Source organism: Paenibacillus sp. ICGEB2008 (assembly GCF_000307675.1).
Lineage (GTDB): Bacteria > Bacillota > Bacilli > Paenibacillales > Paenibacillaceae > Paenibacillus > Paenibacillus polymyxa.
Map to the genome: position 1 here is coordinate 1 of NZ_AMQU01000021.1, position 23,896 is coordinate 23,896.

General features: G+C 44.2%; 35 protein-coding genes, 1 rRNA gene and 3 pseudogenes. 2 read left to right on the plus strand and 37 right to left on the minus strand.

Going from position 1 to position 23,896, the window contains the following annotated elements; all coding sequences use genetic code 11:
* The 3 genes and pseudogenes from C400_RS28070 to C400_RS0118685 form a co-directional block, all read right to left on the minus strand.
* Positions 1–526, minus strand: a 16S ribosomal RNA gene (locus C400_RS28070); the annotation flags it as partial.
* A gap of 366 nt (positions 527–892) precedes the next feature.
* Positions 893–1,123 (minus strand): hypothetical protein, encoded by a 231-nt coding sequence (locus C400_RS0118680; RefSeq protein WP_013312131.1) that lies wholly within the window; start codon positions 1,121–1,123, stop codon positions 893–895.
* Positions 1,124–1,318: 195 nt separating this feature from the next.
* Positions 1,319–1,934: pseudogene (locus C400_RS0118685) on the minus strand (stage II sporulation protein M).
* Between the two features lie 95 nt (positions 1,935–2,029).
* Between C400_RS0118685 and pdaB the strand changes: the two are divergent.
* Positions 2,030–2,809, plus strand: coding sequence for a polysaccharide deacetylase family sporulation protein PdaB (pdaB, locus tag C400_RS0118690; protein ID WP_016818661.1), 780 nt, complete (start codon positions 2,030–2,032; stop codon positions 2,807–2,809).
* A gap of 106 nt (positions 2,810–2,915) precedes the next feature.
* Positions 2,916–3,647, plus strand: a complete 732-nt coding sequence (gene gerD, locus C400_RS0118695; RefSeq protein WP_016818660.1) for a spore germination lipoprotein GerD — start codon at positions 2,916–2,918, stop codon at positions 3,645–3,647.
* Positions 3,648–3,681: 34 nt separating this feature from the next.
* Here the strand turns inward: gerD and C400_RS0118700 are convergent, their stop codons facing one another.
* From C400_RS0118700 to rplB, 34 genes and pseudogenes are all read right to left on the minus strand, one after another.
* Entirely contained in the window at positions 3,682–4,788 is a 1,107-nt protein-coding gene (locus tag C400_RS0118700) for an Mrp/NBP35 family ATP-binding protein (RefSeq protein WP_017427889.1), read from the minus strand.
* 59 nt (positions 4,789–4,847) lie between these two features.
* A complete protein-coding gene (gene cwlD / locus C400_RS0118705) occupies positions 4,848–5,624 on the minus strand; it encodes an N-acetylmuramoyl-L-alanine amidase CwlD (RefSeq protein ID WP_017427890.1) in 777 nt (258 codons plus the stop codon).
* A 68-nt stretch (positions 5,625–5,692) separates the two neighbouring features.
* Entirely contained in the window at positions 5,693–6,862 is a 1,170-nt protein-coding gene (gene sat / locus C400_RS0118710; protein ID WP_016818657.1) for a sulfate adenylyltransferase, read from the minus strand.
* Between the two features lie 55 nt (positions 6,863–6,917).
* A complete protein-coding gene (locus tag C400_RS0118715) occupies positions 6,918–7,610 on the minus strand; it encodes a phosphoadenylyl-sulfate reductase (RefSeq protein WP_017427891.1) in 693 nt (230 codons plus the stop codon).
* Positions 7,611–8,771: 1,161 nt separating this feature from the next.
* Positions 8,772–9,164 carry a 30S ribosomal protein S9 gene (gene rpsI, locus C400_RS0118730; RefSeq protein ID WP_013373250.1) on the minus strand — a complete coding sequence of 131 codons (393 nt, stop codon included), beginning with the start codon at positions 9,162–9,164 and terminating at the stop codon, positions 8,772–8,774.
* Positions 9,165–9,184: 20 nt separating this feature from the next.
* Positions 9,185–9,622, minus strand: a complete 438-nt coding sequence (rplM, locus tag C400_RS0118735; RefSeq protein ID WP_013373251.1) for a 50S ribosomal protein L13 — start codon at positions 9,620–9,622, stop codon at positions 9,185–9,187.
* Positions 9,623–9,805: 183 nt separating this feature from the next.
* Positions 9,806–10,591, minus strand: coding sequence for a tRNA pseudouridine(38-40) synthase TruA (truA, locus tag C400_RS0118740; protein ID WP_017427894.1), 786 nt, complete (start codon positions 10,589–10,591; stop codon positions 9,806–9,808).
* Between the two features lie 151 nt (positions 10,592–10,742).
* On the minus strand, positions 10,743–11,108 hold the full coding sequence (rplQ, locus tag C400_RS0118745; protein ID WP_013373253.1) for a 50S ribosomal protein L17: 366 nt from the start codon (positions 11,106–11,108) through the stop codon (positions 10,743–10,745).
* A 34-nt stretch (positions 11,109–11,142) separates the two neighbouring features.
* A complete protein-coding gene (locus C400_RS0118750) occupies positions 11,143–12,087 on the minus strand; it encodes a DNA-directed RNA polymerase subunit alpha (protein WP_013373254.1) in 945 nt (314 codons plus the stop codon).
* 135 nt (positions 12,088–12,222) lie between these two features.
* Positions 12,223–12,618 carry a 30S ribosomal protein S11 gene (rpsK, locus tag C400_RS0118755; protein ID WP_007432559.1) on the minus strand — a complete coding sequence of 132 codons (396 nt, stop codon included), beginning with the start codon at positions 12,616–12,618 and terminating at the stop codon, positions 12,223–12,225.
* A gap of 19 nt (positions 12,619–12,637) precedes the next feature.
* A complete protein-coding gene (rpsM, locus tag C400_RS0118760; RefSeq protein ID WP_007432560.1) occupies positions 12,638–13,006 on the minus strand; it encodes a 30S ribosomal protein S13 in 369 nt (122 codons plus the stop codon).
* A 21-nt stretch (positions 13,007–13,027) separates the two neighbouring features.
* Complete coding sequence (rpmJ, locus tag C400_RS0118765) at positions 13,028–13,141, minus strand: 50S ribosomal protein L36 (protein WP_003333770.1); 114 nt, start codon at positions 13,139–13,141, stop codon at positions 13,028–13,030.
* 118 nt (positions 13,142–13,259) lie between these two features.
* A complete protein-coding gene (infA, locus tag C400_RS0118775; protein WP_006212898.1) occupies positions 13,260–13,475 on the minus strand; it encodes a translation initiation factor IF-1 in 216 nt (71 codons plus the stop codon).
* A 2-nt stretch (positions 13,476–13,477) separates the two neighbouring features.
* Positions 13,478–13,786, minus strand: a complete 309-nt coding sequence (locus tag C400_RS0118780; RefSeq protein ID WP_013373256.1) for a KOW domain-containing RNA-binding protein — start codon at positions 13,784–13,786, stop codon at positions 13,478–13,480.
* 9 nt (positions 13,787–13,795) lie between these two features.
* A complete protein-coding gene (locus C400_RS0118785; RefSeq protein WP_038978280.1) occupies positions 13,796–14,335 on the minus strand; it encodes a M24 family metallopeptidase in 540 nt (179 codons plus the stop codon).
* 5 nt (positions 14,336–14,340) lie between these two features.
* Positions 14,341–14,983, minus strand: a pseudogene (locus C400_RS0118790) (adenylate kinase).
* 90 nt (positions 14,984–15,073) lie between these two features.
* Positions 15,074–16,372: a preprotein translocase subunit SecY gene (gene secY / locus C400_RS0118795; RefSeq protein ID WP_013373259.1), complete on the minus strand. Its 1,299-nt coding sequence runs from the start codon at positions 16,370–16,372 to the stop codon at positions 15,074–15,076.
* A complete protein-coding gene (gene rplO / locus C400_RS0118800) occupies positions 16,372–16,812 on the minus strand; it encodes a 50S ribosomal protein L15 (RefSeq protein ID WP_013312149.1) in 441 nt (146 codons plus the stop codon). The genes secY and rplO overlap by 1 nt, the downstream gene beginning before the upstream one ends.
* Before the next feature lie 43 nt (positions 16,813–16,855).
* On the minus strand, positions 16,856–17,041 hold the full coding sequence (gene rpmD, locus C400_RS0118805; protein ID WP_013373260.1) for a 50S ribosomal protein L30: 186 nt from the start codon (positions 17,039–17,041) through the stop codon (positions 16,856–16,858).
* Between the two features lie 12 nt (positions 17,042–17,053).
* Positions 17,054–17,551, minus strand: coding sequence for a 30S ribosomal protein S5 (gene rpsE, locus C400_RS0118810; protein WP_013373261.1), 498 nt, complete (start codon positions 17,549–17,551; stop codon positions 17,054–17,056).
* Between the two features lie 27 nt (positions 17,552–17,578).
* Positions 17,579–17,947 (minus strand): 50S ribosomal protein L18, encoded by a 369-nt coding sequence (gene rplR, locus C400_RS0118815; RefSeq protein WP_007432568.1) that lies wholly within the window; start codon positions 17,945–17,947, stop codon positions 17,579–17,581.
* Positions 17,948–18,061: 114 nt separating this feature from the next.
* On the minus strand, positions 18,062–18,604 hold the full coding sequence (gene rplF / locus C400_RS0118820; protein WP_016818652.1) for a 50S ribosomal protein L6: 543 nt from the start codon (positions 18,602–18,604) through the stop codon (positions 18,062–18,064).
* A 33-nt stretch (positions 18,605–18,637) separates the two neighbouring features.
* Positions 18,638–19,036 (minus strand): 30S ribosomal protein S8, encoded by a 399-nt coding sequence (gene rpsH, locus C400_RS0118825; RefSeq protein WP_007432570.1) that lies wholly within the window; start codon positions 19,034–19,036, stop codon positions 18,638–18,640.
* A gap of 32 nt (positions 19,037–19,068) precedes the next feature.
* The gene (locus tag C400_RS0118830; RefSeq protein WP_010348808.1) at positions 19,069–19,254 is read right to left on the minus strand and encodes a type Z 30S ribosomal protein S14; all 186 of its coding nucleotides are present in this window, start codon (positions 19,252–19,254) and stop codon (positions 19,069–19,071) included.
* A gap of 75 nt (positions 19,255–19,329) precedes the next feature.
* Complete coding sequence (gene rplE / locus C400_RS0118835; RefSeq protein WP_007432571.1) at positions 19,330–19,875, minus strand: 50S ribosomal protein L5; 546 nt, start codon at positions 19,873–19,875, stop codon at positions 19,330–19,332.
* 31 nt (positions 19,876–19,906) lie between these two features.
* Positions 19,907–20,261, minus strand: a pseudogene (rplX, locus tag C400_RS0118840) (50S ribosomal protein L24).
* A 36-nt stretch (positions 20,262–20,297) separates the two neighbouring features.
* Positions 20,298–20,666 (minus strand): 50S ribosomal protein L14, encoded by a 369-nt coding sequence (gene rplN, locus C400_RS0118845; protein ID WP_007432573.1) that lies wholly within the window; start codon positions 20,664–20,666, stop codon positions 20,298–20,300.
* Positions 20,667–20,700: 34 nt separating this feature from the next.
* Positions 20,701–20,964 (minus strand): 30S ribosomal protein S17, encoded by a 264-nt coding sequence (gene rpsQ, locus C400_RS0118850; RefSeq protein WP_007432574.1) that lies wholly within the window; start codon positions 20,962–20,964, stop codon positions 20,701–20,703.
* A 50-nt stretch (positions 20,965–21,014) separates the two neighbouring features.
* Entirely contained in the window at positions 21,015–21,212 is a 198-nt protein-coding gene (gene rpmC / locus C400_RS0118855; protein ID WP_007432575.1) for a 50S ribosomal protein L29, read from the minus strand.
* Positions 21,202–21,636, minus strand: coding sequence for a 50S ribosomal protein L16 (rplP, locus tag C400_RS0118860; protein WP_007432576.1), 435 nt, complete (start codon positions 21,634–21,636; stop codon positions 21,202–21,204). Before rplP ends, rpmC begins: the two co-directional genes overlap by 11 nt.
* A gap of 2 nt (positions 21,637–21,638) precedes the next feature.
* Complete coding sequence (gene rpsC, locus C400_RS0118865) at positions 21,639–22,304, minus strand: 30S ribosomal protein S3 (RefSeq protein WP_007432577.1); 666 nt, start codon at positions 22,302–22,304, stop codon at positions 21,639–21,641.
* Positions 22,305–22,317: 13 nt separating this feature from the next.
* Complete coding sequence (gene rplV / locus C400_RS0118870; RefSeq protein ID WP_007432578.1) at positions 22,318–22,650, minus strand: 50S ribosomal protein L22; 333 nt, start codon at positions 22,648–22,650, stop codon at positions 22,318–22,320.
* 35 nt (positions 22,651–22,685) lie between these two features.
* On the minus strand, positions 22,686–22,964 hold the full coding sequence (gene rpsS / locus C400_RS0118875) for a 30S ribosomal protein S19 (RefSeq protein ID WP_007432579.1): 279 nt from the start codon (positions 22,962–22,964) through the stop codon (positions 22,686–22,688).
* Between the two features lie 72 nt (positions 22,965–23,036).
* Positions 23,037–23,867: a 50S ribosomal protein L2 gene (rplB, locus tag C400_RS0118880; RefSeq protein ID WP_016818651.1), complete on the minus strand. Its 831-nt coding sequence runs from the start codon at positions 23,865–23,867 to the stop codon at positions 23,037–23,039.
* Between the last annotated feature and the right edge of the window lie 29 nt (positions 23,868–23,896).

Here is a 23,896-nt window from a genome sequence, read left to right on the forward strand (position 1 = left end):
TCGTAGTTAGCCGGGGCTTTCTTCTCAGGTACCGTCACTCTTGTAGCAGTTACTCTACAAGACGTTCTTCCCTGGCAACAGAGCTTTACGATCCGAAAACCTTCATCACTCACGCGGCGTTGCTCCGTCAGGCTTTCGCCCATTGCGGAAGATTCCCTACTGCTGCCTCCCGTAGGAGTCTGGGCCGTGTCTCAGTCCCAGTGTGGCCGATCACCCTCTCAGGTCGGCTACGCATCGTCGCCTTGGTAGGCCTTTACCCCACCAACTAGCTAATGCGCCGCAGGCCCATCCACAAGTGACAGATTGCTCCGCCTTTCCTCCTTCTCTCATGCAGGAAAAGGATGTATCGGGTATTAGCTACCGTTTCCGGTAGTTATCCCTGTCTTATGGGCAGGTTGCCTACGTGTTACTCACCCGTCCGCCGCTAGGTTAGTTAGAAGCAAGCTTCTAACTAACCCCGCTCGACTTGCATGTATTAGGCACGCCGCCAGCGTTCGTCCTGAGCCAGGATCAAACTCTCCATTAAAGACCAACGAAAGTTGGTTTATAGAAAGAGCGATTAGCTCATTTTGAAACTGACGAGATAAAATATCTCTTTGTTTGATTTTGCGAACAAAATCGGTTTACTCACTCGTTGTTCAGTTTTCAAAGATCAAACCTTCATTATATCTCACTTTACTTCATCACCGTATCTCAGCGGCGACTTTTATAATATATCATCTCTTTTTGAATTTTGCAAGAGTTTTTTTAAATTCTTTTTTCGAGCAAATCCTTCAAAAAGGAACGAAAGTTAATTTAACATGAATATTGAATAGAGTCAATACTTTTTTTGATATCAGAAAGTATATTTACTTCCTGATATCTCGGTTTGATATAGTTCTTCTTTATCTTTTTATTGTTTGGTTTGCGGGACACGGCCTCTGCGTGCATATTTGGATAGTTCCTTGGCGGGTGCAAAACGGGCATACATGCGGAAAACTGTTTTATATCGAAGTGCTATAGCATAACGGATATCCTGGTCCAATCGGGTATCACTCATGTCAAGCAGCATTTCATCTAGTTCCTTACGAAGAACGTAGTCAAGTTCTTTGCATTCTTTTTCGTTAAACAGCATTCCCAACATATGACCATACTCCCTTATCAGCAGATTATATAGTACTTATATTTGCTCAATTAATTGTTCCAAACTTTACCTGTTTTTAAACTCAACTGCTAAGGTTTCAAACTTACTCCAAGTAATCTTTAATGCTTTTCTTTACGCTCTCCCCTTTGTTATGTTCAATTTTCGGGAAATATATAAATAATTGGCCATATTATTTTAATGCGACAATAAACGATAAGTTATGCCGCTCTCAATCGCAGCTGCTATAAATAGAAAGATGACAGACCATATTGACACGGTCAACGTTTGTTTCAAAAAAACCTCCCACGATGGGCCAGTACCTTTGCGTTTTAGTCCTATGCTTGTACCTAGGGTAGATATTATATTGACCCCAAACTTCAAACCGAAGGCACAGGCGATAATCAAAACAGGCAATTCAATTACACCATGAGGCAATAATCCTTTTACGACAATTTCATACATACTTCTTCCCATATCTGTCTGCAGGTGTACTACAAAACCTAAAACCATTCCGTTCACAATCAAAAATATAAACGGTACGATTCCAAAAAGAGCTCCGGTATATATTACTAGCACGCATTTGATTGCATTGTTGAAAAAGATAAACACAAAAAAACTCCATTGTGGATGCTCAGAGTTCTGCAATCGTTGTGCCACTCCCCCCAGTCCCTCCATTTGTCGTGCCAACATAGACTGAATAACACCTGTTCTTAGCCATCCCACTACAATACTTGCGCAGAAAAAAAAGTGCAGCGATCAAAATTAGCCGTCTTGTCGTGCGTAAATCATAAAAAAATGCTCTTAGTCCCATTTGTTGATTCCTCCTATTAGTCCAATGGAATAATTGACAACCCCTGGCATAGCTTTAAGTAAACAAGCACTTCTAGGATGAAAGGGGCATTAACCATGAATTCTTTTTTCTATGTATTGAACGGCAAAAAAATTAAACGATTCTTGATCGTAATGGCAGCGGCCGTCTTTACTGCCGGGGTCATTTATGTAGAAACCGATAATGTTACGGTTTTTTCCGAGGAAGCGCCAACTGCCGTTTACAGTGTGCCTACGGATAAAAAGCTGATCGCTCTCACATTCGACATTAGCTGGGGTGATAAGCGTACTGCCCCCATTTTAAAAGTTCTCGAAGATAAAAAAGTGACCAAGTCCACCTTTTTTCTTTCTGCCCCTTGGAGCAAAACACACCCAGAACTCGTGAATCAAATTAAAGAAAGCGGATTTGAGATTGGCAGTCATGGCCATAAACACGAAAACTATAGCAGCTTAAGCGATGAAGAGATTCGTAAGCAGATTTCAACGGCTCATACCACATTAACCGAGCTGACTGGACAATCCCCGAAGTTAATCCGTATGCCTAATGGTGACTTTGACAAAAGGGTACTTCAAGTTGCCAGCACTTTAGGCTACAAAACCATTCAATGGGATACTGACTCCCTGGACTGGAAAAACCCTGGTACGCAGGTCATAATCGACCGTGTTGTAAATAAAGCACATCCCGGTGATATCGTCCTTCTTCATGCCAGTGATTCTTGTAAACAAACTCATGAAGCGTTGCCCATCATTATCGACAAGTTGCGGGCACAAGGCTATGAATTTGTGACTGTATCCGAACTGCTTCAACAAGGTACAGTAAAAGGTAAAGAGGTTCGCGATCAAGCTCTGGGTCTTTAAGGAGTTATTTTACATCGTTCTCAGCTAAAAACCAAAAGCAACTCGACATATTTCTCCCCAATCATCCGCATACTATCCACATTCATGATAAAGGAGGAATACGGCCATGAATTGGACTCGTTTGCGATTTGTTAGCATGGTATGCGTACTGGGCGTTGCACTGAGCGGCTGCGGCTCGGATCAGGGTTCTGCACCTCCCCAGAACAGTTATAAAGAGATGAAAACGATGGTGGTTGATATCCTGAAAAGTGATGATGGAAAAAAAGCCGTAGAAGAAGCCTTAACCGGGGAAAAAGAGGGACAATCCGGTCAAAGTGGTGGAGGAGGTGGATCTGGAGGCAGCATGGGAATGAAAATGCTTATGTCCACACAATCCGCTGAACAGATGAAAATTGCAGTAAAAGATACTTTGATCTCACCTGAATATAAAAAAGAAATCGAAAAAATTATGACTGATCCGCGTTTTGCCGGGGAATTTGCCAAAGCCATCAACAGTCAAAGCAAACAGCTTCATATGCAGCTTATAAAAGACCCTTCTTACCAAAAATCAATTGAAGAGATGCTAAAATCGCCAGAACTGACCAAGATGTATATGGACTTAACTAAAACCCCGGAATATCGCAAACAATCTATGACAGTCATGCATGATGCTATGCAGAATCCGATTTTTCGGCTTGAGGTCATGAATTTACTCAAAACTGTTGTGCAAGAAGAACTTCAACCTAAGGTTGAGAAAAAAGGCGGAGAGCAAGGTGGATCCGGGGATCAAAAGCAAGATGGTGGTGGTGGTGAAGGAGAACAAGGTGGTGGTGAAGGAGGTCAAGGAGGAGGTCAGTAAAAAAAAAGGCTGGTTCAACAACCAGCCTTTTTTATTATTCAGATTCCATGTGCAACCCGGTAATTTGGGCGGCTATATCATTATAAATAGCTCCTGTCGCCGACTCCGATTTATATACGGATGGAGAAAAATCGGCTTCTGACGGATGATTATCTGGGATACCCAGCGGAATTTGTGCCAAAAGTTTCGTATGAAGTGTTTCTGCCAACATAGCCCCGCCTCCCCGTCCAAAAACATAGTCTTTTTCTCCAGTGGAGGACACATAATAGGACATGTTCTCCACGACGCCTATGACCTTATGATCCGTTTGAAGGGCCATTGCCCCTGCACGTGCAGCTACAAAAGCTGCCGTCGCATGCGGAGTAGTGACAATGATTTCTTCACTCTGCGGAATCATTTGATGTACGTCAAGCGCTACATCACCAGTACCTGGTGGTAAATCGAGTATCATATAGTCCAGCTTGCCCCATTCGACATCACTAAAAAACTGTCTAAGCATTCTCCCCAGCATGGGACCTCTCCAAATAACAGGATTGTTTTCTCTCACAAAAAAGCCCATGGACATGATTTTGATACCAAATCGTTCCACTGGCTGAATGATACCATCTTCGACAGAAGGTACGTCCTCTACCCCAAGCATATCCGGCACACTGAATCCATAGATATCAGCATCAATTAAACCCACTCGCTTACCCTGTCTGGCTAGAGCTGCCGCCAAATTCACAGCTACTGTCGATTTTCCGACACCACCTTTTCCGCTTGCAATGGCAATAAATCGTACGCCAGATGCTGGATGAAGCAGCTCATGTTCTTCCATACCGACAGCATGTCCTTTGGTCAAAACCGGATCAGCTACCTCCTCGGTATCCTCTCCATTTTGTATAGCTGACTTTTCAGACTCAGATGCCTCACGAATACGAATATGCACGTGACTTAATCCCGCCTTTTCTAACGTCTGCCGGATTTCCCGATCCAGTTCCGTTCGAGTCTCTTCTTGGCTATCCAGGGTAATAGCAGTCAATGATACCCGATCCTCTTTAACAACCACATCCCGAATAAAATGCAGGTCAACCAAACGGCGTCCCGTTTGAGGCTCTCGCACTTGCTGAAGTAGCTCTATAACTTGCTCTCTCGATTGCATGAATAATCAGCACCTCTGCTTTATTGATTTACGTAGTGGTAAACACTTACAGTATACCACTATCTGACTTCAGGTGCTGATGAGGTTCCCTTTTCCCCGGCACTGTAACGCAAAATACCTTTATATATAGATGCAGCCACTTGTCTCTGATAGTTCTCGTCACTGAGTCGTCTGGCTTCTTCTGGATGGGACAAAAATCCGACTTCTACAAGAGCTGCTGGCATTTTGAGTGCCTTTAATAAATAGACGGTGTTTACGGTCTTAGCTACTCTGTCCGTATTTTCCAGGTTGCGCTTGATTTCTTCCTGAATTAAGGATGCCAAATTCTCGTTATCTGCATGATTAGGTACGAAAAAGGTCTGGGCTCCACTCCAACGGCTCGACGGGATACTGTTCATATGAATACTTAAAAAGAGGTCCGCTTGCTGCTCCTCAATCATACGTACCCGTTGCTTTAAATCCTCCGTTTTTCTTCTGGAATAGCCTTTTGTTTCTTGCTGCGCCAGATCGCGGTCATCCTCGCGTGTCATGACGACAACAGCTCCTGCTTGCTGCAAATAATCCCGCAAATAAAAAGCGATCGCCAAGTTAATATCCTTTTCAATGACTCCCTCTTTGCTAACTGCTCCTCCATCAGGTCCTCCGTGTCCGGCATCTATAGCAATTACCTTACCAGTAAGCGGTAGACTCCAATGAATCCATGCTCTCGAAGCAGGTATCTCATACAATGTCAGCATGATGAATAGAACAGCGAGACAACAGCCTAACAGCATTTTTTGCAGCGTCTGATAGCGAATCCACAGTGTGACCTCTTTTTTACGATTGTTTTTTTGCATAACAAAACGCCTCCGTCCTATACAGATACTAATAATCTATATGGGACGAGGCGTGTAGTTAGTACAACTCAGGCATGAACATATTCTTTCATACCTTCAATCAGCACTTGAGCGACTTCTGGGCGTGTAAATTCCGGTGGCGGACAAACCCCGGAGCGTAATAATTCCCTCACTTTGGTGCCAGAGAGCGTCAAATGATGCTCCTTGGGATGTGGGCATGTTTTACTTGAGGCCATATTTCCACATTGGGTGCAGTAAAAGCTGTGTTCAAAAAACAACGGGGTAATCCCCAGCTCTTCAGGTGTAAAGTGCTTGAAAATTTCCTGCGCTTCATAGGTACCGTAATAGTCCCCTACACCCGCATGATCTCTTCCGACAATAAAATGAGTGCAGCCGAAGTTCTTCCGCACAATAGCATGGAAAATGGCCTCTCTAGGACCAGCGTATCGCATGGCAGCAGGAAAGACCCCCAGAAAGGCTCGATCAGCCGGATAATAGTTGTCCAGCAACACTAGATAGCTCTTCATACGCACATCTGCTGGAACGTCATCTGACTTGGTCTCTCCAACAAGTGGATTTAGAAATAAAGCATCCACAATTTCCATCGCGCTTTTTTGAATGTACTCATGTGCCCGATGTACCGGATTTCTTGTTTGAAAACCGACTACTGTCTTCCAGCCCTTTTCAGCAAAATGGCTACGTGTCTGTGCTGGTGTGTAATAAAATTCGCTAAATTGAGTAGGTTTGGGTCGATTCAGCACTTGCACCGTTCCACCTACATAGGTAGCAGGTCGATCTAACAATTTATTTACGCCAGGATGGGCCGGGTCAGCCGTCTTGAATACACATCTGGCTTCCTCTGCCTGGTCAACCTGATAAATACTCTCAATATCAAGTACAGCATAGATGATACCATCTGTTTCCCCCACCAAAGCCACCTGCTGACCTAGTTTCAGTTCACTGGCTATGGTTTCTACTACTGCAAGAGTAATGGGAATACTCCAGACTGTACCATCAGCAAGACGCATATCCGTTACCACTGAACGATAATCTGACTCATTCATAAATCCCGTCAATGGAGAAAAGGCACCTACTCCAATTAAATCCAGATCAGAAATCGTCCATGAGTTTACAGGGATAGGAAACAATTCACCTGCAGCCTGCAACAGTGCTTCTTGCTGCGGTCCAGTTATAATTCTATCAACGAGCGTTCCGCCATGCGGAAGAATTGCAGTCATGATGCACTTCCTTTCTTTTCATAAATAAGTCTCAGAGCTACCTACATACCATTTTTTATTGGTGGAGCCCACACTCCGTTTTCTCATTGCCTGACCAACGGCCAGCACGTGGATCTTCACCTGGCAGGACTTCACGTGTACATTGCTCACAGCCAATACTGGGAAAATTACGGTCATGCAATGGATTATACAATACATCATGAGTGCGAATATAGTTCCATACATCCTCGGAAGTCCAGCTTGCCAAGGGGTTAAATTTAACGAGACCAAACTTTTCATCATACTCTACCTTTTTTGCATTCGCACGCGTAGGAGCCTGATCGCGACGGATACCGGTAATCCATGCATCGTATTGAGACAGAATGCGTGTCAGCGGCTCAACCTTGCGTATACCACAGCATGCATTAGGATTTGATTTCCACAGCTCCTCTCCATGCTCCGCAGCTTGCTCTTCTGGAGTGATTAAGGGAGAGACTCTAACAAAATCCAAATTGTATCTAGCTTTCATCTGATCACGCGTATCATAAGTTTCTTGAAAATGAAAGTCGGTATCCAAGTAAAAAATATCGGTAGAAGGGCTAATTCTTTGTAGCATATCTACTAGTACTACATCTTCTGCTCCGAAGCTACAAGCAAAGGTGAGGTTGGGAAATGTCTGAACAGCATATTGAATAATTTCTTCAGGCGTGGCCTCTTCCAGTTCACTTGCCTTGACTCTAATCAACGCTTCTTTCTCCAATAAATTCATTATCAATGCGCCTCCATATGAAGATTCATAAACAAGTGATACTTCAATGCCGACTAAACTAATAAGATTAAGTACAGTATAAAACTTTCATATTCATTGTCAATCCAAGCAAAATCGTCATACTGTAAACATTTATCATCCCGCATGAAGCAGGAACGTTGTTCTGTCAGCATTCTTAAACGCTCTCCTGCATATTCAACCAAGTTCAGTGGCTATATATAAAATATTCTTATACCAAACGTTTAAAAATTGCCTTAGATTGCTTAATAACTAAAAGTAACTAGTCATAGCAGAGGGTATGCCTGAACGTAAGTATTTTAGGTTAGCGAAAATGCTTCCTCTACTCCACCCGAGACAAAGATATACCCACTACTCGGCTGTCATCGTAATCCTGGATAGCTATGGCTATTATGATCAGGTAAAAATATCTGAGGATAAAAGCGCCCTTCCTTAGAGCCATGATTATCCTTGGATTTGGTCAAGGAAATATAATTAGGGTTCGTTCGTCATATTTACATTTGCATTCAAAGATGAAGCATACGTGGTCGTGCTCAGCTCAAGGTAAACCAGCTCTGACTATAAGGTTTACATCCGAAGAATCCCACTACTAAATCGGGAGCTCTGATGCTAATCGTGCTTCTATTAAGGAATATTACAAAGAAATGGCACCCAGATCGATAATAAGCCTCTCAACACTCCTATAGCGCTCACAGAGGCCCTCCCTGAGAAATTAAAGCATTCAGATATACAGATAGCCCTTAACGTAACTGGAGCCCTATTTTAGCCCATTCTCAATGGTTAAAAATACTCACATCATCATCGCTGCAATTACGGAAGCCGAGGAGATGGGCAGTACCAAGCTAAAGATTGCTCTGCAAAAGTTCCCTGATCTTTTTAATTAGTCACAGGTTGTGAACATTACAGGATAAACTGTGTTGAAATAGCAAACTATATTTGTGCATAAGTATACCGATCTTAGTTACATCGTGGATAACTTACGTATTCCAGATAGTATATGCACCTTTTTATGTATCGCAGGGCAGACGTAGCCATAAAATTCTAGTGTAGATCCATTTATCCACATGTAGTTAATGTGCAGCAAATGATCTAAATAAAAAAGAACCCTTTCCATAAGGAAAAGGTTCTTCTGTATTCGAAATATTAACGTTTCGAGAACTGTGGTGCACGACGAGCGGCTTTGAGGCCGTATTTTTTACGTTCTTTCATACGTGGGTCACGAGTCAAGAATCCTGCTTTTTTCAAAGCTGGACGGAATTCTGGATCTGCTTTCAACAGAGCACGGGAAATACCGTGGCGAATTGCGCCTGCTTGACCAGAGATACCACCACCATGAGCGATAACGAGTACGTCATAGCTACCAAGTGTTTCTGTCAGATTCAGTGGTTGTTTTACGATCAGTTTGAGAGTTTCCAAACCGAAATATTCATTAATATCACGCTTATTGATGACAATGCGTCCTTCACCCGGTACGAGACGAACACGAGCTACCGAATGTTTACGACGACCTGTCCCATAGTATTGTACTTGTGCCATGAAACTGTCCTCCCTTTTAATTATCCGCGAAGTTCGTAAACTTCAGGTTTTTGTGCTGCATGTGGATGCTCTGTACCTCTGTAAGCTTTAAGTCTCAGCTTCATTTTGTCGCCTTGACGAGTTTTAGGAAGCATACCGTGAACAGCCAATTCCAACATACGTTCAGGTTTGTTCTTAACCATATCTTGTGCAACTGTTACTTTCAGACCACCTGGGTGCAGGGAGTGACGATAGTATTTTTTGTTCTCCATTTTTTTACCGGTCAATACGATTTTCTCCGCATTGATTACAACAACAAAATCACCTGTGTCCACATGTGGTGTAAACTGTGGCTTGTGTTTGCCGCGAATCAACGCAGCCGCTTCGCTTGCCAGACGGCCGAGCGTTTTGCCTTCGGCATCAATGATGTGCCAATTGCGCTCAACTTCATTTGGCTTCGCCATATACGTAGTACGCATGAAAAGTATCCTCCTTAAGTTCGTTAACAGAAATCATCATTTATCTTCGTTCGTTAAGTTGCTGCATTATCGATGGATTAGATGTTGCTATAAAGTGATTATCTTAATTGGGGCTGTGGGAAAGCCATTAAGAAAACACAACTTTTATATTACAGGATAACCATCAATTCTGCAAGGGAAAAATCAATGTTTTTTGATGTTTTCTTCGTACTCTACATTCCAGAGCATTAAAGCGTGTCCAACGGCTGTAGGGCCAGCCTTTGAACGGTTTTTTGCTTCCAAAATGGAAGGAATATCATCCGGCGATTTTTTGCCTTCTCCCACTTCCAGCAAAGTCCCCATTATAATCCGAACCATGTGCTGCAAAAATCCGCTACCTGTAATATAAGTATGAATAATTCCCTGATCGTCCGACCCTGGACGTGAAAAGGAATGGTCTACCGTTATATAGGCTTCGTAAATAGTGCGAACATGATTCATCTTTTGGGAACGTCGAGATGCGAACGAAGTATAGTCAAAGGTGCCCACTAAATGAGCCAACCCCTTTTCCATCGCTCTTACATCCAGACTCGTTGGATGATGGGCCTGTGTACGACGGTGAAAGATGTCTGGAAACCGATTCGCATTAATACTGTACCGATACGTCTTCCGCTTCGCCATGCGGCGTGCATGAAAGGACAGTGGCACCTCTCTCGCATCTGTAACGATGATATCACGAGGCAGCCAGGCATTAAGTGCCAGACACCAGCGATGTATCGGAATCGGCGATTCAGTATGAAAATTGAATACCTGCCCGTATGCATGCACACCTGCATCTGTACGTCCTGAGCCCGTAATTTTAAGACGTTCGCCCGTCAATGAGTATATAGCATTTTCAAGACAGTCCTGAATGGTGTTACCACTAGGCTGTGTCTGAAAGCCATCATAGTGGGTTCCATCATAGTTCACCTTCATGCACAAGTTCCGCATGCTTCTCACACCTTTGCAGGGGTATTCTCTGGTCTTGCAGGAAAAAACCGAACATAACAAAGGAGAAGCCCCTCAAGGACTCCTCCAAGAGAAAAAAAGGGTTGTTCAGAATCAAGCCGATTCTGTCCACCCTTCCCTCATCTTCGCCTGTTTACGCGCGGTCAACCAATTCCAGATATACCATTGGAGCGGCGTCGCCACGACGAGGTCCCAGTTTCAAGATACGAGTGTATCCACCTGGACGCTCATTGTAACGTGTAGCCAATTCGCTAAACAGCTTTTGGATTGCATCCTGCTCACCATCCAAAGTTTCACGGCGAACGAACGCAGCCACTTGACGACGTGCGTGCAGATCTCCTTTTTTCGCTTTGGTGATCAGTTTTTCAGCAATAGAACGAACTTCTTTCGCTTTAGCCTCAGTAGTTTGGATACGCTCATACAAGAACAGATCGGTTACCAAATCACGAAACAAAGCTTTACGGGCACTGGAATTACGGCCCAATTTTTGGTATGCCATGTAGTTTCCCCTCCTTCACAAAAACGTTGCTGTGCTATTCTTCCGTACGAAGTCCTAAACCAAGTTCCTCGAGCTTCTCTTGTACTTCTTCCAAAGATTTGCGACCCAAGTTACGGACCTTCATCATATCTTCTTCAGATTTAGTCGTGAGTTCTTGTACCGTATTGATACCAGCGCGCTTAAGGCAGTTATAGGAACGGACGGAGAGATCCAGCTCTTCGATCGTCATTTCAAGAACTTTTTCTTTCTTGTCTTCTTCTTTTTCGACCATAATTTCTGCATCTTTTGCTTCATCCGTGAGACCCACGAATAGCATCACATGCTCGGTCAAAATTTTGGCTCCAAGGCTCACAGCTTCTTCAGGACGAATAGTTCCGTCTGTCCAAACCTCAAGTGTCAGCTTGTCATAATTCGTAACCTGGCCGACACGCGTATTTTCTACGCCGTAGTTCACGCGTGCAATCGGAGTGTAGATGGAGTCGACGGGAATGACGCCGATCGGCTGGTCATCACGTTTATTCCGATCCTGCTTAACGTAACCGCGACCGCGATTGGCAAAAATACGCATGTGAAGTCTCGAACCCGGTCCGAGCGTTGCAATGTGAAGATCCGGATTAAGAATTTCCACATCACTATCCGCACGGATATCACCTGCCGTTACAACTCCTTCGCCTTCCGCATCGATTTCGAGTACTTTCTCTTCATCTGAGTGGATTTTAAGCGATAAAGCTTTCAAGTTCAGAATGATCTCCGTTACGTCTTCCTTCACACCGGGAACCGTTGCAAACTCGTGCAGAACCCCATCGATCTGAACCGATGTGACTGCTGCCCCCGGTAACGAGGATAACAGAATACGGCGAAGCGAGTTCCCCAGCGTCGTACCGTATCCGCGTTCCAGCGGTTCTACTACGAATTTTCCATAGGTGCCATCATCATTGACGTCAACCGTCTCAATTTTCGGCTTTTCGATTTCTATCACTGCAATATCCCTCCTTCAAAACGTCGCTCCTATATGAAACATTCACCTTATCCATAGTCTATCATGCAGTATACCTAAACATCCATTCTTGGCAGTTTGTGCCGGATCTATACTACACGCAGAGGAGAAATCTCATTAGACGCGACGACGTTTTGGAGGACGGCATCCGTTATGAGGTACCGGAGTTACGTCTTTGATCAGGTTAACTTCCAGACCAGCAGCTTGCAAAGAGCGGATTGCTGCTTCGCGACCTGCACCAGGTCCTTTAACCATGACTTCGACTGTCTTCATGCCGTGTTCCATAGCAGCTTTAGCAGCAGTTTCTGCGGCCATTTGCGCTGCGAATGGAGTAGATTTACGGGAACCACGGAATCCCATGCCGCCTGAGCTGGCCCAAGAGATTGCGTTACCGTGTGGATCTGTGATCGTAACGATCGTGTTGTTGAACGTGGAACGGATGTGTGCCACGCCACTCTCGATATTTTTACGGTCACGGCGTTTTGTGCGTACAACTTTTTTCGGTTTAGCCATTGAATGTTATCCTCCCTTCTTATTTCTTCTTGTTCGCTACAGTCCGACGAGGACCTTTACGGGTACGAGCATTAGTTTTAGTACGTTGTCCGCGAACAGGCAATCCACGACGGTGACGAACACCACGGTAGCAGCCAATCTCAGTCAGACGTTTAATATTCAAGGAAATTTCACGACGCAGATCGCCTTCTACTTTAACTTCTTTGTCGATCGTTTCACGTAATTTGCTCACTTCATCTTCAGTCAAATCACGAACACGCGTGTTTGCACTGATGCCTGTTTCCTTCAAAATTTTCTGAGAAGTCGTCTTACCGATTCCGAAAATGTAAGTCAAGGCGATCTCAACGCGTTTGTCACGTGGCAAATCCACACCAGCTATACGAGCCATTTTACGCTACACCCCCTTCTATTAACCTTGTTTTTGTTTGTGTTTCGGATTTTCGCAAATAACCATTACATTCCCTTTGCGGCGAATGACTTTGCATTTCTCGCAAATAGGTTTTACAGAAGGTCTTACCTTCATGTTGATTACCTCCTCCAAGCTTTACCCTGGTAAAACTCGCTTCGTGAACATTCACATCGTTTTGCCGAGCAAAACAAGTTTTTTTAAATGACATACGTTTAATAAAAACCTGCATGAATTACTTGCGGTACGTTATACGGCCTTTGGTTAAATCGTAAGGCGATAACTGTACAACCACCTTGTCGCCTGTCAAAATACGGATAAAGTGCATCCGCAGCTTTCCGGAAACATGAGCAAGAATTTGATGACCGTTCTCCAGCTCTACCTTGAACGTAGCGTTCGGCAGTGGCTCGATTACCGTACCTTCAACCTCAATGACATCTTCTTTGGCCAAAGTCAGTCTCCTTTCTCTTCAGCTTGGTATTCGGACGAGTCCAGGAAAGTTTTCACTGCATGCCGCAGTTTTCCGTTCGTCACCCGACCGCTTTCGTTTAAACTATTTACAATCTCGCTACTAATCTTTGGCTGAGGCACCAAATGAAGAACATTTTTCTTCTTCGCTTGATCAAACTTTCGTTTATCCCCATCCGCAATATACACAAACCTGCTATCTGCTATTGAAACGACAACCGCAATCTGTCCGGCACCTCTGCCCTTCAGAATCTTCACCAGCTGACCGATTTGCAGGTTTCCTTGCTGATTCATTCCAATCACCTACGCACTCAGTTTCGTGAAAATGTCCATGCCGTCCGCTTCGCCCGTCGCCACTTGCTCAAAATGAGTACAAGAGATTACGTTCATCGTAACGACCGTCCAGTTGTCTTCCAGCGTCCCTACAAGGCGAGCACCTATTGGAATCATTGATTCAATAGCCAGCACAATGCCGGTTTTCAGCCTCGGCCCCTGCTCAGGAATACCACGGTTTGGATTCTCAATATATTGCCGAATGGCATGCGACATTGTAAACTGGCGAGTTTTCGTAATGACATCGCCTTTGTTTAACTTGCGTTTGCCGGGAAATCCGTGCACCAGTTGTTCGTTGACTGAAGCGCAAATGCTAGCAGGAAAACCGTTATAACCTTTAAAAGACGGCACAGCTCCCTGACTGCGAATATACCGATCAGCTAAATGATCAAGTTCACCGGTCGTAATACCGGGCTCGATGTGTCCTACTAAGAAATAACTCGTTGCCGAATTCATTTTCCTAGCTTTCCTCATAAAGCTTGATTCCGTCCCCGACTTGCAAATGATCATTACAGCTAACCCCGCAACAAGGACACGATATTTTGGGAAACCACATCAATATCCTGTTCTCCGTCAATATGACGCAGAAGATTCTGGTTCTCATAAAACGTGAGGAGTGGTGCTGTTTTATTACTATATTCGTCAAGTCGTGTTCTTACGCTATCTTCGTTATCGTCAGGACGCTGATAGAGTTCACCACCGTCTTTATCGCAAATGCCTTCAACCTTAGGAGGATTAAAGACAATATGATAGCTAGCTCCGCAGCTTTTACAAACTCGCCGTCCTGTGATTCGTGCCAACAAGTTGTCACGATCCACTTTCAGGTTGATGACATCATCCAGCTTCGTATTCAAACGGCCCAAAATTTGATCCAAGGCTTCAGCTTGAGCTAAAGTTCTTGGAAAACCGTCCAGCAAGAAACCTTTCTTGCAATCAGGCTGCTGCAGCCGTTCTTCAACGATACCGATTGTTACATCATCCGGAACAAGTTCACCCTTGTCAATATACTCTTTGGCTTTAATGCCAATAGGTGTTCCCTGTTTCATCGCTAGGCGAAACGCATCACCTGTCGAGATATGAGGAATGCCGAACTCCTTCACAATGACATCTGCTTGTGTACCTTTACCAGCCCCGGAGCCCCATGATCAAAATATTCACAATCTGTCACTCCTCAAGACGACCCCTACACAAGAAACAGCACAAAAGGTGCCGGTAAGCATGCGAACATCCTATGCCGGTACCTATTGCCTATTTGTTGATGAAGCCTTTGTAATGGCGTTTGATCAGTTGGCTTTCGATTTGCTTCATCGTATCCAATGCTACACCAATAATGATGAGCAATGAAGTACCGCCAATTTGCACGGAACGAGGCAAGCCCGAAAGCGAACCGAAGAATACCGGCAAAACGGATATGACTGCCAGGAACAAAGCTCCTGTCATTGTCAAACGTGACATTACTCGTGTCAAGTATTTCTCCGTGGCTTTACCTGGGCGAATGCCTGGGATATAACCGCCGTTTTTCTTCATATTGTCGGCCATTTGCTGCGGATTCATCTGTACAAAGGTATAGAAGAATGTGAAACCGATAATCATTACGACATACAAAACCATGCCCAGTGGCTTGTCATAATACAAGTAAGTGGTAATCCACTTAGCCCAAGCATGATCTGCCCAGAAACTCGCAATAATTGTCGGGAATTGCAGCAATGATACCGCAAAGATTACCGGAATAACGCCTGCCGCATTAATTTTCATCGGAATATGCGTATTCTGGCCACCGTACATTTTGTTGCCAACTACACGTTTTGCGTATTGTACTGGAATTTTCCGAATACCTTGCTGGATGTAGATAACACCAACGATAATCAGAACAACCACCAAGGCAATGATAATTGCCTTCAGAATATTCATAAACAGCTGATCTGCTTGAATAAACTGAGATTCTACAATCGTCCGAATATGTCTTGGAATACCTGCCGCGATCCCTGCAAAGATTACAATAGAGATACCATTACCGATTCCCTTTTCGGTAATTTGCTCACCGAGCCACATAAGGAACGTAGTTCCTGCAGTAAGCACAATGGCAATAACCAGATAATCAGCAAAAGTAGCACCTGGAATCATCGCTGCACCGTACAGTCGATTAAATCCAATCGACGTTCCGAATGCTTGGATTAAGCCCAGTATTACAGTACCATACCGTGTAATTTGAGCCAATTTCTTTTTACCATGCTCTCCTTGTTTAGCCCATTCCGCAAGTTTCGGAATCACGTCCATTGACAGCAACTGTACAATGATGGACGCTGTAATATATGGCATAATCCCGAGGGCGAAGATCGAAAACTGATACAACGCGCCCCCTGAGAAGGTGTTAAGGAGTCCAAACAACTCGCTTCCTGCCTGATCCTGAGAAGTAAAGACTTGCTTATTCACACCGGGAACCGGCACGAAGGAGCCAATACGATATACAAAGAGTATAAACAGGGTAAACAGGATTCGGGTTCTAAGATCCTCAACCCGCCATATATTTTTCAGGGTCTTGAACATTAGATCACCTCGGTTTTACCGCCGGCAGCTTCAATTTTCTCTACCGCAGATTGAGAGAACTTGTTCGCTTTAACTGTCAATTTCACAGTGATTTCACCGTTACCCAGAATTTTAATTCCGGATTTCGCGTTCTTCACAATACCATTGTTCAGCAAAAACTCAGGGCTTACTTCTGTACCCGCTGCAAAACTGTTCAAATCTTCGATATTCAAAACCGCATACTCTTTACGAGTAGGATTTACGAAACCGCGTTTAGGCAAGCGACGATACAGTGGGTTTTGACCACCCTCGAAGCCCGGACGTACACCACCGCCGGAACGAGCGTTTTGACCCTTATGACCACGACCAGAAGTTTTACCCGTACCGCTACTAGGACCACGACCCAAACGTTTACGTTCTTTGCGGGAGCCTGGAGCTGGGGAAAGCTCATGTAACTTCATCGTTCGTTGCACCTCCTTGATTATTGTTAAAATACTTTATTGCTTAAGCCTCGATTTCTTTAACAGAAACCAAATGGCTAACTTGATTAATCATCCCGCGAATCGCTGCATTGTCGGGTTGAACTACTTTATGGTTGATTTTACGCAAGCCGAGCGTTTTAACAGTCGTTCTCTGAGTACCAGGACGGCCGATCAACGAACGAACGAGGGTAATTTCTAATTTCGCCATGATATTCCCTCCTTAGCCCAGCAGCTCTTCGATGGATTTGCCGCGCAATTTAGCAACATCTTCAGCGCGTTTCAAGCGGGACAAACCTTCCAAAGTCGCATTGACCATATTCATGGAATTCGAAGAACCCAAAGATTTTGTCAAGATATCACCTACACCAGCAAGTTCCAGAACTGCACGAACTGGACCACCAGCGATAACCCCAGTACCTTCCGATGCCGGTTTCAACAGAACCCGGCCAGCACCGAACTTACCTGTAACAAGGTGAGGAATTGTTGTGCCTACGAGTGGAACGTGAACCAGGTTTTTCTTAGCATCTTCAATACCTTTGCGAATCGCATCAGGTACTTCGCCCGCTTTACCGATTCCAGCGCCTACCCAGCCGTTGCCGTCGCCCACTACTACCAGAGCACTGAAGCTAAAACGGCGTCCGCCTTTGACAACTTTAGCTACACGATTAATATTTACTACTCTTTCAGTCAGTTCCAAAGTATTCGGATCTACACGCAAGTCGTTAACCTCCTTTTGAGAAATGTCTTAGAATTCAAGGCCTGCTTCGCGAGCTGCATCAGCCAAAGCTTGAATCCGTCCATGATACAAGTATCCACCACGATCAAATACGATGTTAGCATGGCCTTTTTCTTTCGCACGTTTAGCAACGAGTTCGCCAACCTTGCGAGCTGCTTCTACACTACCACCGTTTTTGATTTCGCTGCTCAGTTCTTTATCCATAGTGGATGCAGAAACCAATGTTACACCAGCAACATCATCAATCAGTTGTGCGTAGATATGCTTGGAAGAGCGGAATACGTTCAAACGAGGACGTACAGCCGTACCTTCGATTTTCTTACGTACACGCAGATGTCTTCTGACACGTGCTTTATTTTTATCTTGTTTTGTAATCATCTCAAGTTTTCACTCCCTTCAGTTTGCCTTTTAAAACTTTATACTAAGACGCACTGGGTAAAAAAGAGTACAAGTCTTTCCAGTAGAAAGACCGCACAAAAGTCGGTAAGAAACTTATTTCTTCTTACCGGCTTTACCTTCTTTACGGATGATGCGCTCGCCTTCGTATTTAATCCCTTTACCTTTGTACGGTTCAGGTTCACGAACGGAACGAATCTTAGCAGCATAGGCACCTACACGCTCTTTATCAATTCCGCGAACGATAATTTTAGTGTTCGAAGGAACTTCGAACTCGATGCCCGCTTCCGGTGTAATTTCAACCGGGTGAGAGTATCCAACGTTCAGAACGATTTTATCTCCGGATTTGCTTGCACGATATCCGACCCCAACCAGCTCCAGAGATTTTGAAAAACCTTCAGTTACACCACTTACCATGTTATTGACAACGCTGCGGGTTGTTCCATGCAAAGAGCGGTGAAGTTTATTGTCCGAAGGACGAACTACATTAATTTCATTATTTTCCACAGTAACGGACATGTCTTTATGAAGCTCACGAGTCAATGTTCCTTTAGGACCTTTAACTGTGATCACTGTGTTGTTCAAAGTCACGTCAACACCACTTGGTACTGTGATTGGTTTACGACCAATACGGGACATATCTGTTGCACCTCCTATCTTTTAAACGTTAAATTACCAAACGTAGCAAACCACTTCTCCGCCGGCTTTGGACTGACGCGCTTCTTTGTCCGTCATGATACCTTTGGATGTTGAAATGATTGCGATCCCGAGTCCACCCAATACGCGTGGAATCTCATTGCTCTTCGTGTAAACGCGAAGACCTGGTTTACTGATTCTTTTCAAACCTGTGATAACACGCTCGTTGTTCGCACCGTATTTCAAGAAAATACGGATGATCCCTTGTTTGCTATCTTCAACAAATTCCGCATCACGAATGAATCCTTCACGTTTCAGGATGTCGGCGATTTGTTTTTTCATTGTAGATGCAGGCATTTCTACTGTTTCGTGGCGAACAGTGTTCGCGTTACGAATACGAGTAAGCATATCTGCAATTGGATCAGACATAGTCATTGTGTATAAACCTCCTTCCCAAACAGGACTTTTTACCAGCTTGCTTTTTTCACGCCAGGAATCTGGCCTTTATAAGCTAATTCACGGAAGCAAATTCTGCAGATCTTAAACTTTTGCAGCACCGAATGTGGACGACCACAACGTTCGCAACGAGTATAAGCACGAACTTTAAACTTTGGTGCGCGTTGTTGTTTGACTTTCATTGAAGTTTTTGCCACTTAGCCTGACACCTCCTAAATAGTTTCGGAGAACAGGGTGTCTTTAAATCAGACGCCCGAAACGTTATGCCAACATTATTTCGCGAAAGGCATGCCCAGCTGAGTCAGAAGCTCACGGGACTCTTCGTCAGTCTTGGCAGTCGTTACGATAACGATGTCCATACCACGAACTTTATCAACTTGATCATACTCGATTTCCGGGAAGATCAACTGTTCTTTCAGACCAAGCGTGTAGTTACCACGTCCGTCGAAAGCTTTTGTTGATACACCATGGAAGTCACGTACGCGAGGAAGTGTAATGTTGAACAATTTGTCCAAGAAATAATACATACGCTCGCCACGAAGTGTTACCTTTACACCGATCGGCATGTTTTCACGCAATTTAAAACCTGCGATAGATTTTTTCGCGCGAGTGATAACTGGTTTTTGACCAGCGATCAGCTGCATGTCGTTGAGAGCCGAATCAAGCACTTTGGAGTTTTGGACTGCGTCGCCAACACCCATGTTGATTACAACTTTCTCGATTTTAGGCACTTGCATCACTGTTGTATAGTTGAACTTCTGCATCAAAGCAGGAGTGATTTCTTTCAAGAAACGTTCTTTCATTCTTGTTGTTGCCATGAATCATAGTCCTCCTTTCTTCAAAAAATAATTAGTCGATCACTTCGCCTGAACGTTTTGCAATGCGCACTTTTTTTTCCGTTGTCCAAAACCTTGTAACCCACACGAGTTACTTTTCCGCTCTTCGGATCAATGTGCATAACGTTGGAAACGTGAATCGGAGCTTCTTTCTCGATGATGCCGCCTTGTGGATTCAGCTGATTAGGCTTTTGGTGTTTTTTAATCATGTTAACACCTTCCACAAGCACACGGTTTTGACGAGGGTAAGCAGCGATAACGCGACCTTTTTTACCTTTATCTTTACCTGTAATCACCAGAACAGTGTCGTCTTTTTTGACGTGCAGCTTGTTGTTATGGGATTCCAGAACTTTTTTCACTTTTGGCATTTCGTACACCTCCTACGGGCACATTTTAAGGTGAATTTAGATCACTTCCGGAGCCAAGGAAACGATTTTCATGAAGTCCTTGTCACGAAGTTCGCGAGCAACTGGTCCGAAAATACGAGTACCGCGTGGGCTCTTGTCTTCTTTAACGACCACTGCTGCGTTCTCATCAAATCCGATGTAGGAACCGTCTTTACGGCGGATAGAACGTTTAGTGCGAACGACAACCGCTCTTACTACATCACCCTTTTTGACAACGCCGCCTGGTGTTGCTTGTTTTACGGAACAAACGATCAGGTCACCAATTTGAGCTGTACGACGTCCCGTACCACCGAGCACACGGATACACATCAGTTCCTTCGCGCCGGAATTGTCAGCTACAGTCAAACGTGTAAATGGTTGAATCATTTATTTATCCTCCTTTCGGAAAAACTACACTACATTAGATTATAACAGCTTTTTCAACGATTTCGACCAGTCTCCAGTTTTTGTCTTTGGACAAAGGACGAGTTTCCATGATTTTAACAGTATCACCGATTTGTGCAGTGTTGTTTTCATCATGAGCTTTGAATTTTTTAGTCACTTTAATGCGTTTATGATAGAGATCATGTTTTTTGTAAGTTTCTACAGCAATCACAATCGTTTTATCCATTTTGTCGCTGACTACTTTACCGACTAATACTTTACGGGCATTACGTTCGCTCATTGTTGGCCTCCTTCCTAATTACAGGCGGAATTTCCACCCGGTCTAATATCTTAGCTAATCCCAAGTTCTCTTTCACGGATCACAGTTTTAGCACGAGCAATTTCCTTACGCACAGCACCGATCCGAGTCGGGTTATCAAGCTGACCGGTAGCGAGTTGAAAACGAAGGTTGAAAAGTTCTTCTTTAAAACCAGAGATCTTTTGTTCGATTTCAGCAGTGGTAAGGTTGCGGAATTCACTAGCCTTCATTTGCTTCACCACCCAATTCTTCACGTTTCACAAACTTAGTTTTGATTGGCAGTTTGTGAGCGGCAAGACGCATTGCTTCACGAGCAATCTCTTCCGGTACACCAGCAAGTTCAAACATGATCTTACCTGGTTTCACTACTGCAACCCATTTTTCTACGTTACCTTTACCACTACCCATACGAACCTCAAGAGGCTTTTGAGTAATTGGTTTGTCAGGGAATATTTTAATCCAAACCTTACCACCACGTTTGATGTAACGAGTCATCGCAATACGAGCAGCTTCGATTTGACGGTTAGTGATCCATGCTGGTTCAGTAGCTTGCAAACCGTACTCACCGAAATTCAGTGTAGTACCGCCTTTTGCACGACCCTTCATATGACCACGTTGTTGTTTACGATGTTTTACGCGTTTAGGTACCAACATGATTAGTTGCCTCCTTCCTGAGGAGCTTGTTTCTTAGCTGGAGGAAGAACCTCTCCACGATAGATCCATACTTTTACGCCAAGACGGCCATAAGTAGTATGAGCCTCTGCTGTACCGTAGTCGATGTCAGCACGAAGCGTATGCAGTGGAACAGTTCCTTCGCTGTATCCTTCGGAACGAGCGATTTCGGCACCGCCAAGACGTCCGCCTACTTGAGTTTTAATTCCTTTTGCACCGGAACGCATAGTTCTTTGAATTGCTTGTTTCAACGCACGACGGAAAGAAACACGACGTTCCAATTGTTGTGCAATGCTTTCAGCAACAAGAATTGCATCCAGTTCAGGATTTTTAATTTCAGAGATATTGATGTGTACCTTTTTACCGCCTGCGATTTTAGTGATTTCATTACGCAGATTTTCAACTTCGGAACCACCCTTACCGATAACCATACCTGGTTTCGCAGTGTGAATCGTTACGTTGACACGGTTAGCTGCTCTCTCGATTTCAACACGGGATACAGCGGAGTCTTTCAATCTTTTCTTCAGATGCTCACGAATCTTAACGTCTTCTAGCAAAAGATCACCGAAATCTTTGCCTGCATACCATTTGGATTCCCAATCACGAATAATACCGATTCGGAGTCCGACGGGATTTACCTTTTGGCCCACACGTTTTCCCTCCTTATTTTTCAGATACCACCAGAGTAATATGACTGGTGCGTTTATTGATGCGGCTTGCACGACCCATTGCACGCGGGCGGAACCGTTTCATTGTAGGACCTTGGTTTACAAAAACCTCAGACACTACCAATTTATTTACGTCCATGGAGTAGTTGTGATCTGCATTTGCGATAGCAGAATTCAGCAATTTCTCAACGACTGGAGAAGCGGATTTCGGAGTGTGACGAAGAATTGCAATCGCCTCACCTACCTGCTTGCCACGAATCAAATCGATAACAAGTTTCACTTTGCGAGCGGAAATCCGCACGGATTTAGCATGTGCTTTTGCTTCCATTGAGTTACCTCCTCTCAAACACTACGCTGTGTTGATTATCTTCTTGTTTTCTTATCGTCATCCGTATGGCCTTTGTACGTACGCGTTGGAGCGAATTCGCCCAATTTGTGTCCAACCATATCTTCCGTTACGTATACAGGCACGTGTTTACGACCATCATATACACCAAACGTGTGTCCGATAAATTGCGGGAAAATTGTAGAGCGACGGGACCAAGTTTTGATCACGACTTTTTTGTCAGACTCGTTCAAAACCTCTACTTTTTTCAACAGGTAACCATCAATAAATGGTCCTTTTTTGAGACTGCGACCCATTTGTGAATCCTCCCTTCGTTAAAACGTAGTCGTTCTTTAATATGTTAACGTGCGACTTAAGCGCACGTTTTATTACTTAGTACGACGACGAACGATGTACTTATCAGATGCTTTGCCTTTTTTACGTGTCTTGTAACCAAGGGTTGGTTTACCCCATGGAGACATTGGAGATTTACGTCCGATTGGAGCGCGACCTTCACCACCACCGTGTGGGTGATCGTTAGGGTTCATAACAACACCGCGAACTTCAGGACGTTGTCCCAACCAACGACTACGACCAGCTTTACCGATCTTAACAAGCTCGTGGTCTTCGTTACCTACAGATCCGATTGTAGCACGGCAAACTTTCAGAATGCGACGCACTTCACCAGAAGTCAAACGAATTGTAACATACTTCTCTTCTTTACCAAGAAGTTGGGCTTCCGTACCAGCAGCACGAACAAGTTGGCCACCTTTACCCGGTTTCAATTCGATATTGTGGATAACCGTACCTACTGGAATGTTTTCCAATGGCAAGGAGTTACCGATTTTAATATCGGAGTCCGGACCGGATACCACTACATCTCCTACTTTCAGACCTTTAGGAGCGATGATGTAACGTTTTTCACCATCCACATAGTGGATAAGTGCGATGTTGGACGTACGGTTTGGATCATATTCGATCGTAGCAACGCGGCCCGGTATTCCATCTTTGTTACGTTTGAAGTCAATAATACGGTATTTACGTTTATGTCCGCCGCCATGATGACGAACTGTAATTTTACCTTGGTTATTACGTCCAGCTTGCTTGCTCAGAGGTGCCAGCAACGATTTCTCGGGCTGATTTGTTGTGATCTCCTCGAAAGTAGATACAGACATTGCACGTCTGGCCGGGGACGTCGGTTTATACTTTTTAATTGGCACTGAGTTTCCCTCCTTACTTTACAGATTCA

Coding starts and splice junctions, on each gene's coding strand:
- C400_RS0118680 (WP_013312131.1), bottom strand. CDS start 1,123: ATGTTGGGAATGCTGTTTAACGAAAAAGAATGCAAAGAACTTGACTAC.
- pdaB (WP_016818661.1), top strand. CDS start 2,030: ATGAATTCTTTTTTCTATGTATTGAACGGCAAAAAAATTAAACGATTC.
- gerD (WP_016818660.1), top strand. CDS start 2,916: ATGAATTGGACTCGTTTGCGATTTGTTAGCATGGTATGCGTACTGGGC.
- C400_RS0118700 (WP_017427889.1), bottom strand. CDS start 4,788: ATGCAATCGAGAGAGCAAGTTATAGAGCTACTTCAGCAAGTGCGAGAG.
- cwlD (WP_017427890.1), bottom strand. CDS start 5,624: ATGCAAAAAAACAATCGTAAAAAAGAGGTCACACTGTGGATTCGCTAT.
- sat (WP_016818657.1), bottom strand. CDS start 6,862: ATGACTGCAATTCTTCCGCATGGCGGAACGCTCGTTGATAGAATTATA.
- C400_RS0118715 (WP_017427891.1), bottom strand. CDS start 7,610: ATGAATTTATTGGAGAAAGAAGCGTTGATTAGAGTCAAGGCAAGTGAA.
- rpsI (WP_013373250.1), bottom strand. CDS start 9,164: ATGGCACAAGTACAATACTATGGGACAGGTCGTCGTAAACATTCGGTA.
- rplM (WP_013373251.1), bottom strand. CDS start 9,622: ATGCGTACTACGTATATGGCGAAGCCAAATGAAGTTGAGCGCAATTGG.
- truA (WP_017427894.1), bottom strand. CDS start 10,591: ATGCGGAACTTGTGCATGAAGGTGAACTATGATGGAACCCACTATGAT.
- rplQ (WP_013373253.1), bottom strand. CDS start 11,108: ATGGCATACCAAAAATTGGGCCGTAATTCCAGTGCCCGTAAAGCTTTG.
- rpsK (WP_007432559.1), bottom strand. CDS start 12,618: ATGGCTAAACCGAAAAAAGTTGTACGCACAAAACGCCGTGACCGTAAA.
- rpsM (WP_007432560.1), bottom strand. CDS start 13,006: ATGGCTCGTATAGCTGGTGTGGATTTGCCACGTGACAAACGCGTTGAG.
- rpmJ (WP_003333770.1), bottom strand. CDS start 13,141: ATGAAGGTAAGACCTTCTGTAAAACCTATTTGCGAGAAATGCAAAGTC.
- C400_RS0118780 (WP_013373256.1), bottom strand. CDS start 13,786: ATGAATCAGCAAGGAAACCTGCAAATCGGTCAGCTGGTGAAGATTCTG.
- C400_RS0118785 (WP_038978280.1), bottom strand. CDS start 14,335: ATGATCATTTGCAAGTCGGGGACGGAATCAAGCTTTATGAGGAAAGCT.
- secY (WP_013373259.1), bottom strand. CDS start 16,372: ATGTTCAAGACCCTGAAAAATATATGGCGGGTTGAGGATCTTAGAACC.
- rplO (WP_013312149.1), bottom strand. CDS start 16,812: ATGAAGTTACATGAGCTTTCCCCAGCTCCAGGCTCCCGCAAAGAACGT.
- rpmD (WP_013373260.1), bottom strand. CDS start 17,041: ATGGCGAAATTAGAAATTACCCTCGTTCGTTCGTTGATCGGCCGTCCT.
- rplR (WP_007432568.1), bottom strand. CDS start 17,947: ATGATTACAAAACAAGATAAAAATAAAGCACGTGTCAGAAGACATCTG.
- rplF (WP_016818652.1), bottom strand. CDS start 18,604: ATGTCCCGTATTGGTCGTAAACCAATCACAGTACCAAGTGGTGTTGAC.
- rpsH (WP_007432570.1), bottom strand. CDS start 19,036: ATGACTATGTCTGATCCAATTGCAGATATGCTTACTCGTATTCGTAAC.
- rplE (WP_007432571.1), bottom strand. CDS start 19,875: ATGGCAACAACAAGAATGAAAGAACGTTTCTTGAAAGAAATCACTCCT.
- rplN (WP_007432573.1), bottom strand. CDS start 20,666: ATGATTCAACCATTTACACGTTTGACTGTAGCTGACAATTCCGGCGCG.
- rpsQ (WP_007432574.1), bottom strand. CDS start 20,964: ATGAGCGAACGTAATGCCCGTAAAGTATTAGTCGGTAAAGTAGTCAGC.
- rpmC (WP_007432575.1), bottom strand. CDS start 21,212: ATGAAGGCTAGTGAATTCCGCAACCTTACCACTGCTGAAATCGAACAA.
- rplP (WP_007432576.1), bottom strand. CDS start 21,636: ATGTTGGTACCTAAACGCGTAAAACATCGTAAACAACAACGTGGTCAT.
- rplV (WP_007432578.1), bottom strand. CDS start 22,650: ATGGAAGCAAAAGCACATGCTAAATCCGTGCGGATTTCCGCTCGCAAA.
- rpsS (WP_007432579.1), bottom strand. CDS start 22,964: ATGGGTCGCAGTCTCAAAAAAGGACCATTTATTGATGGTTACCTGTTG.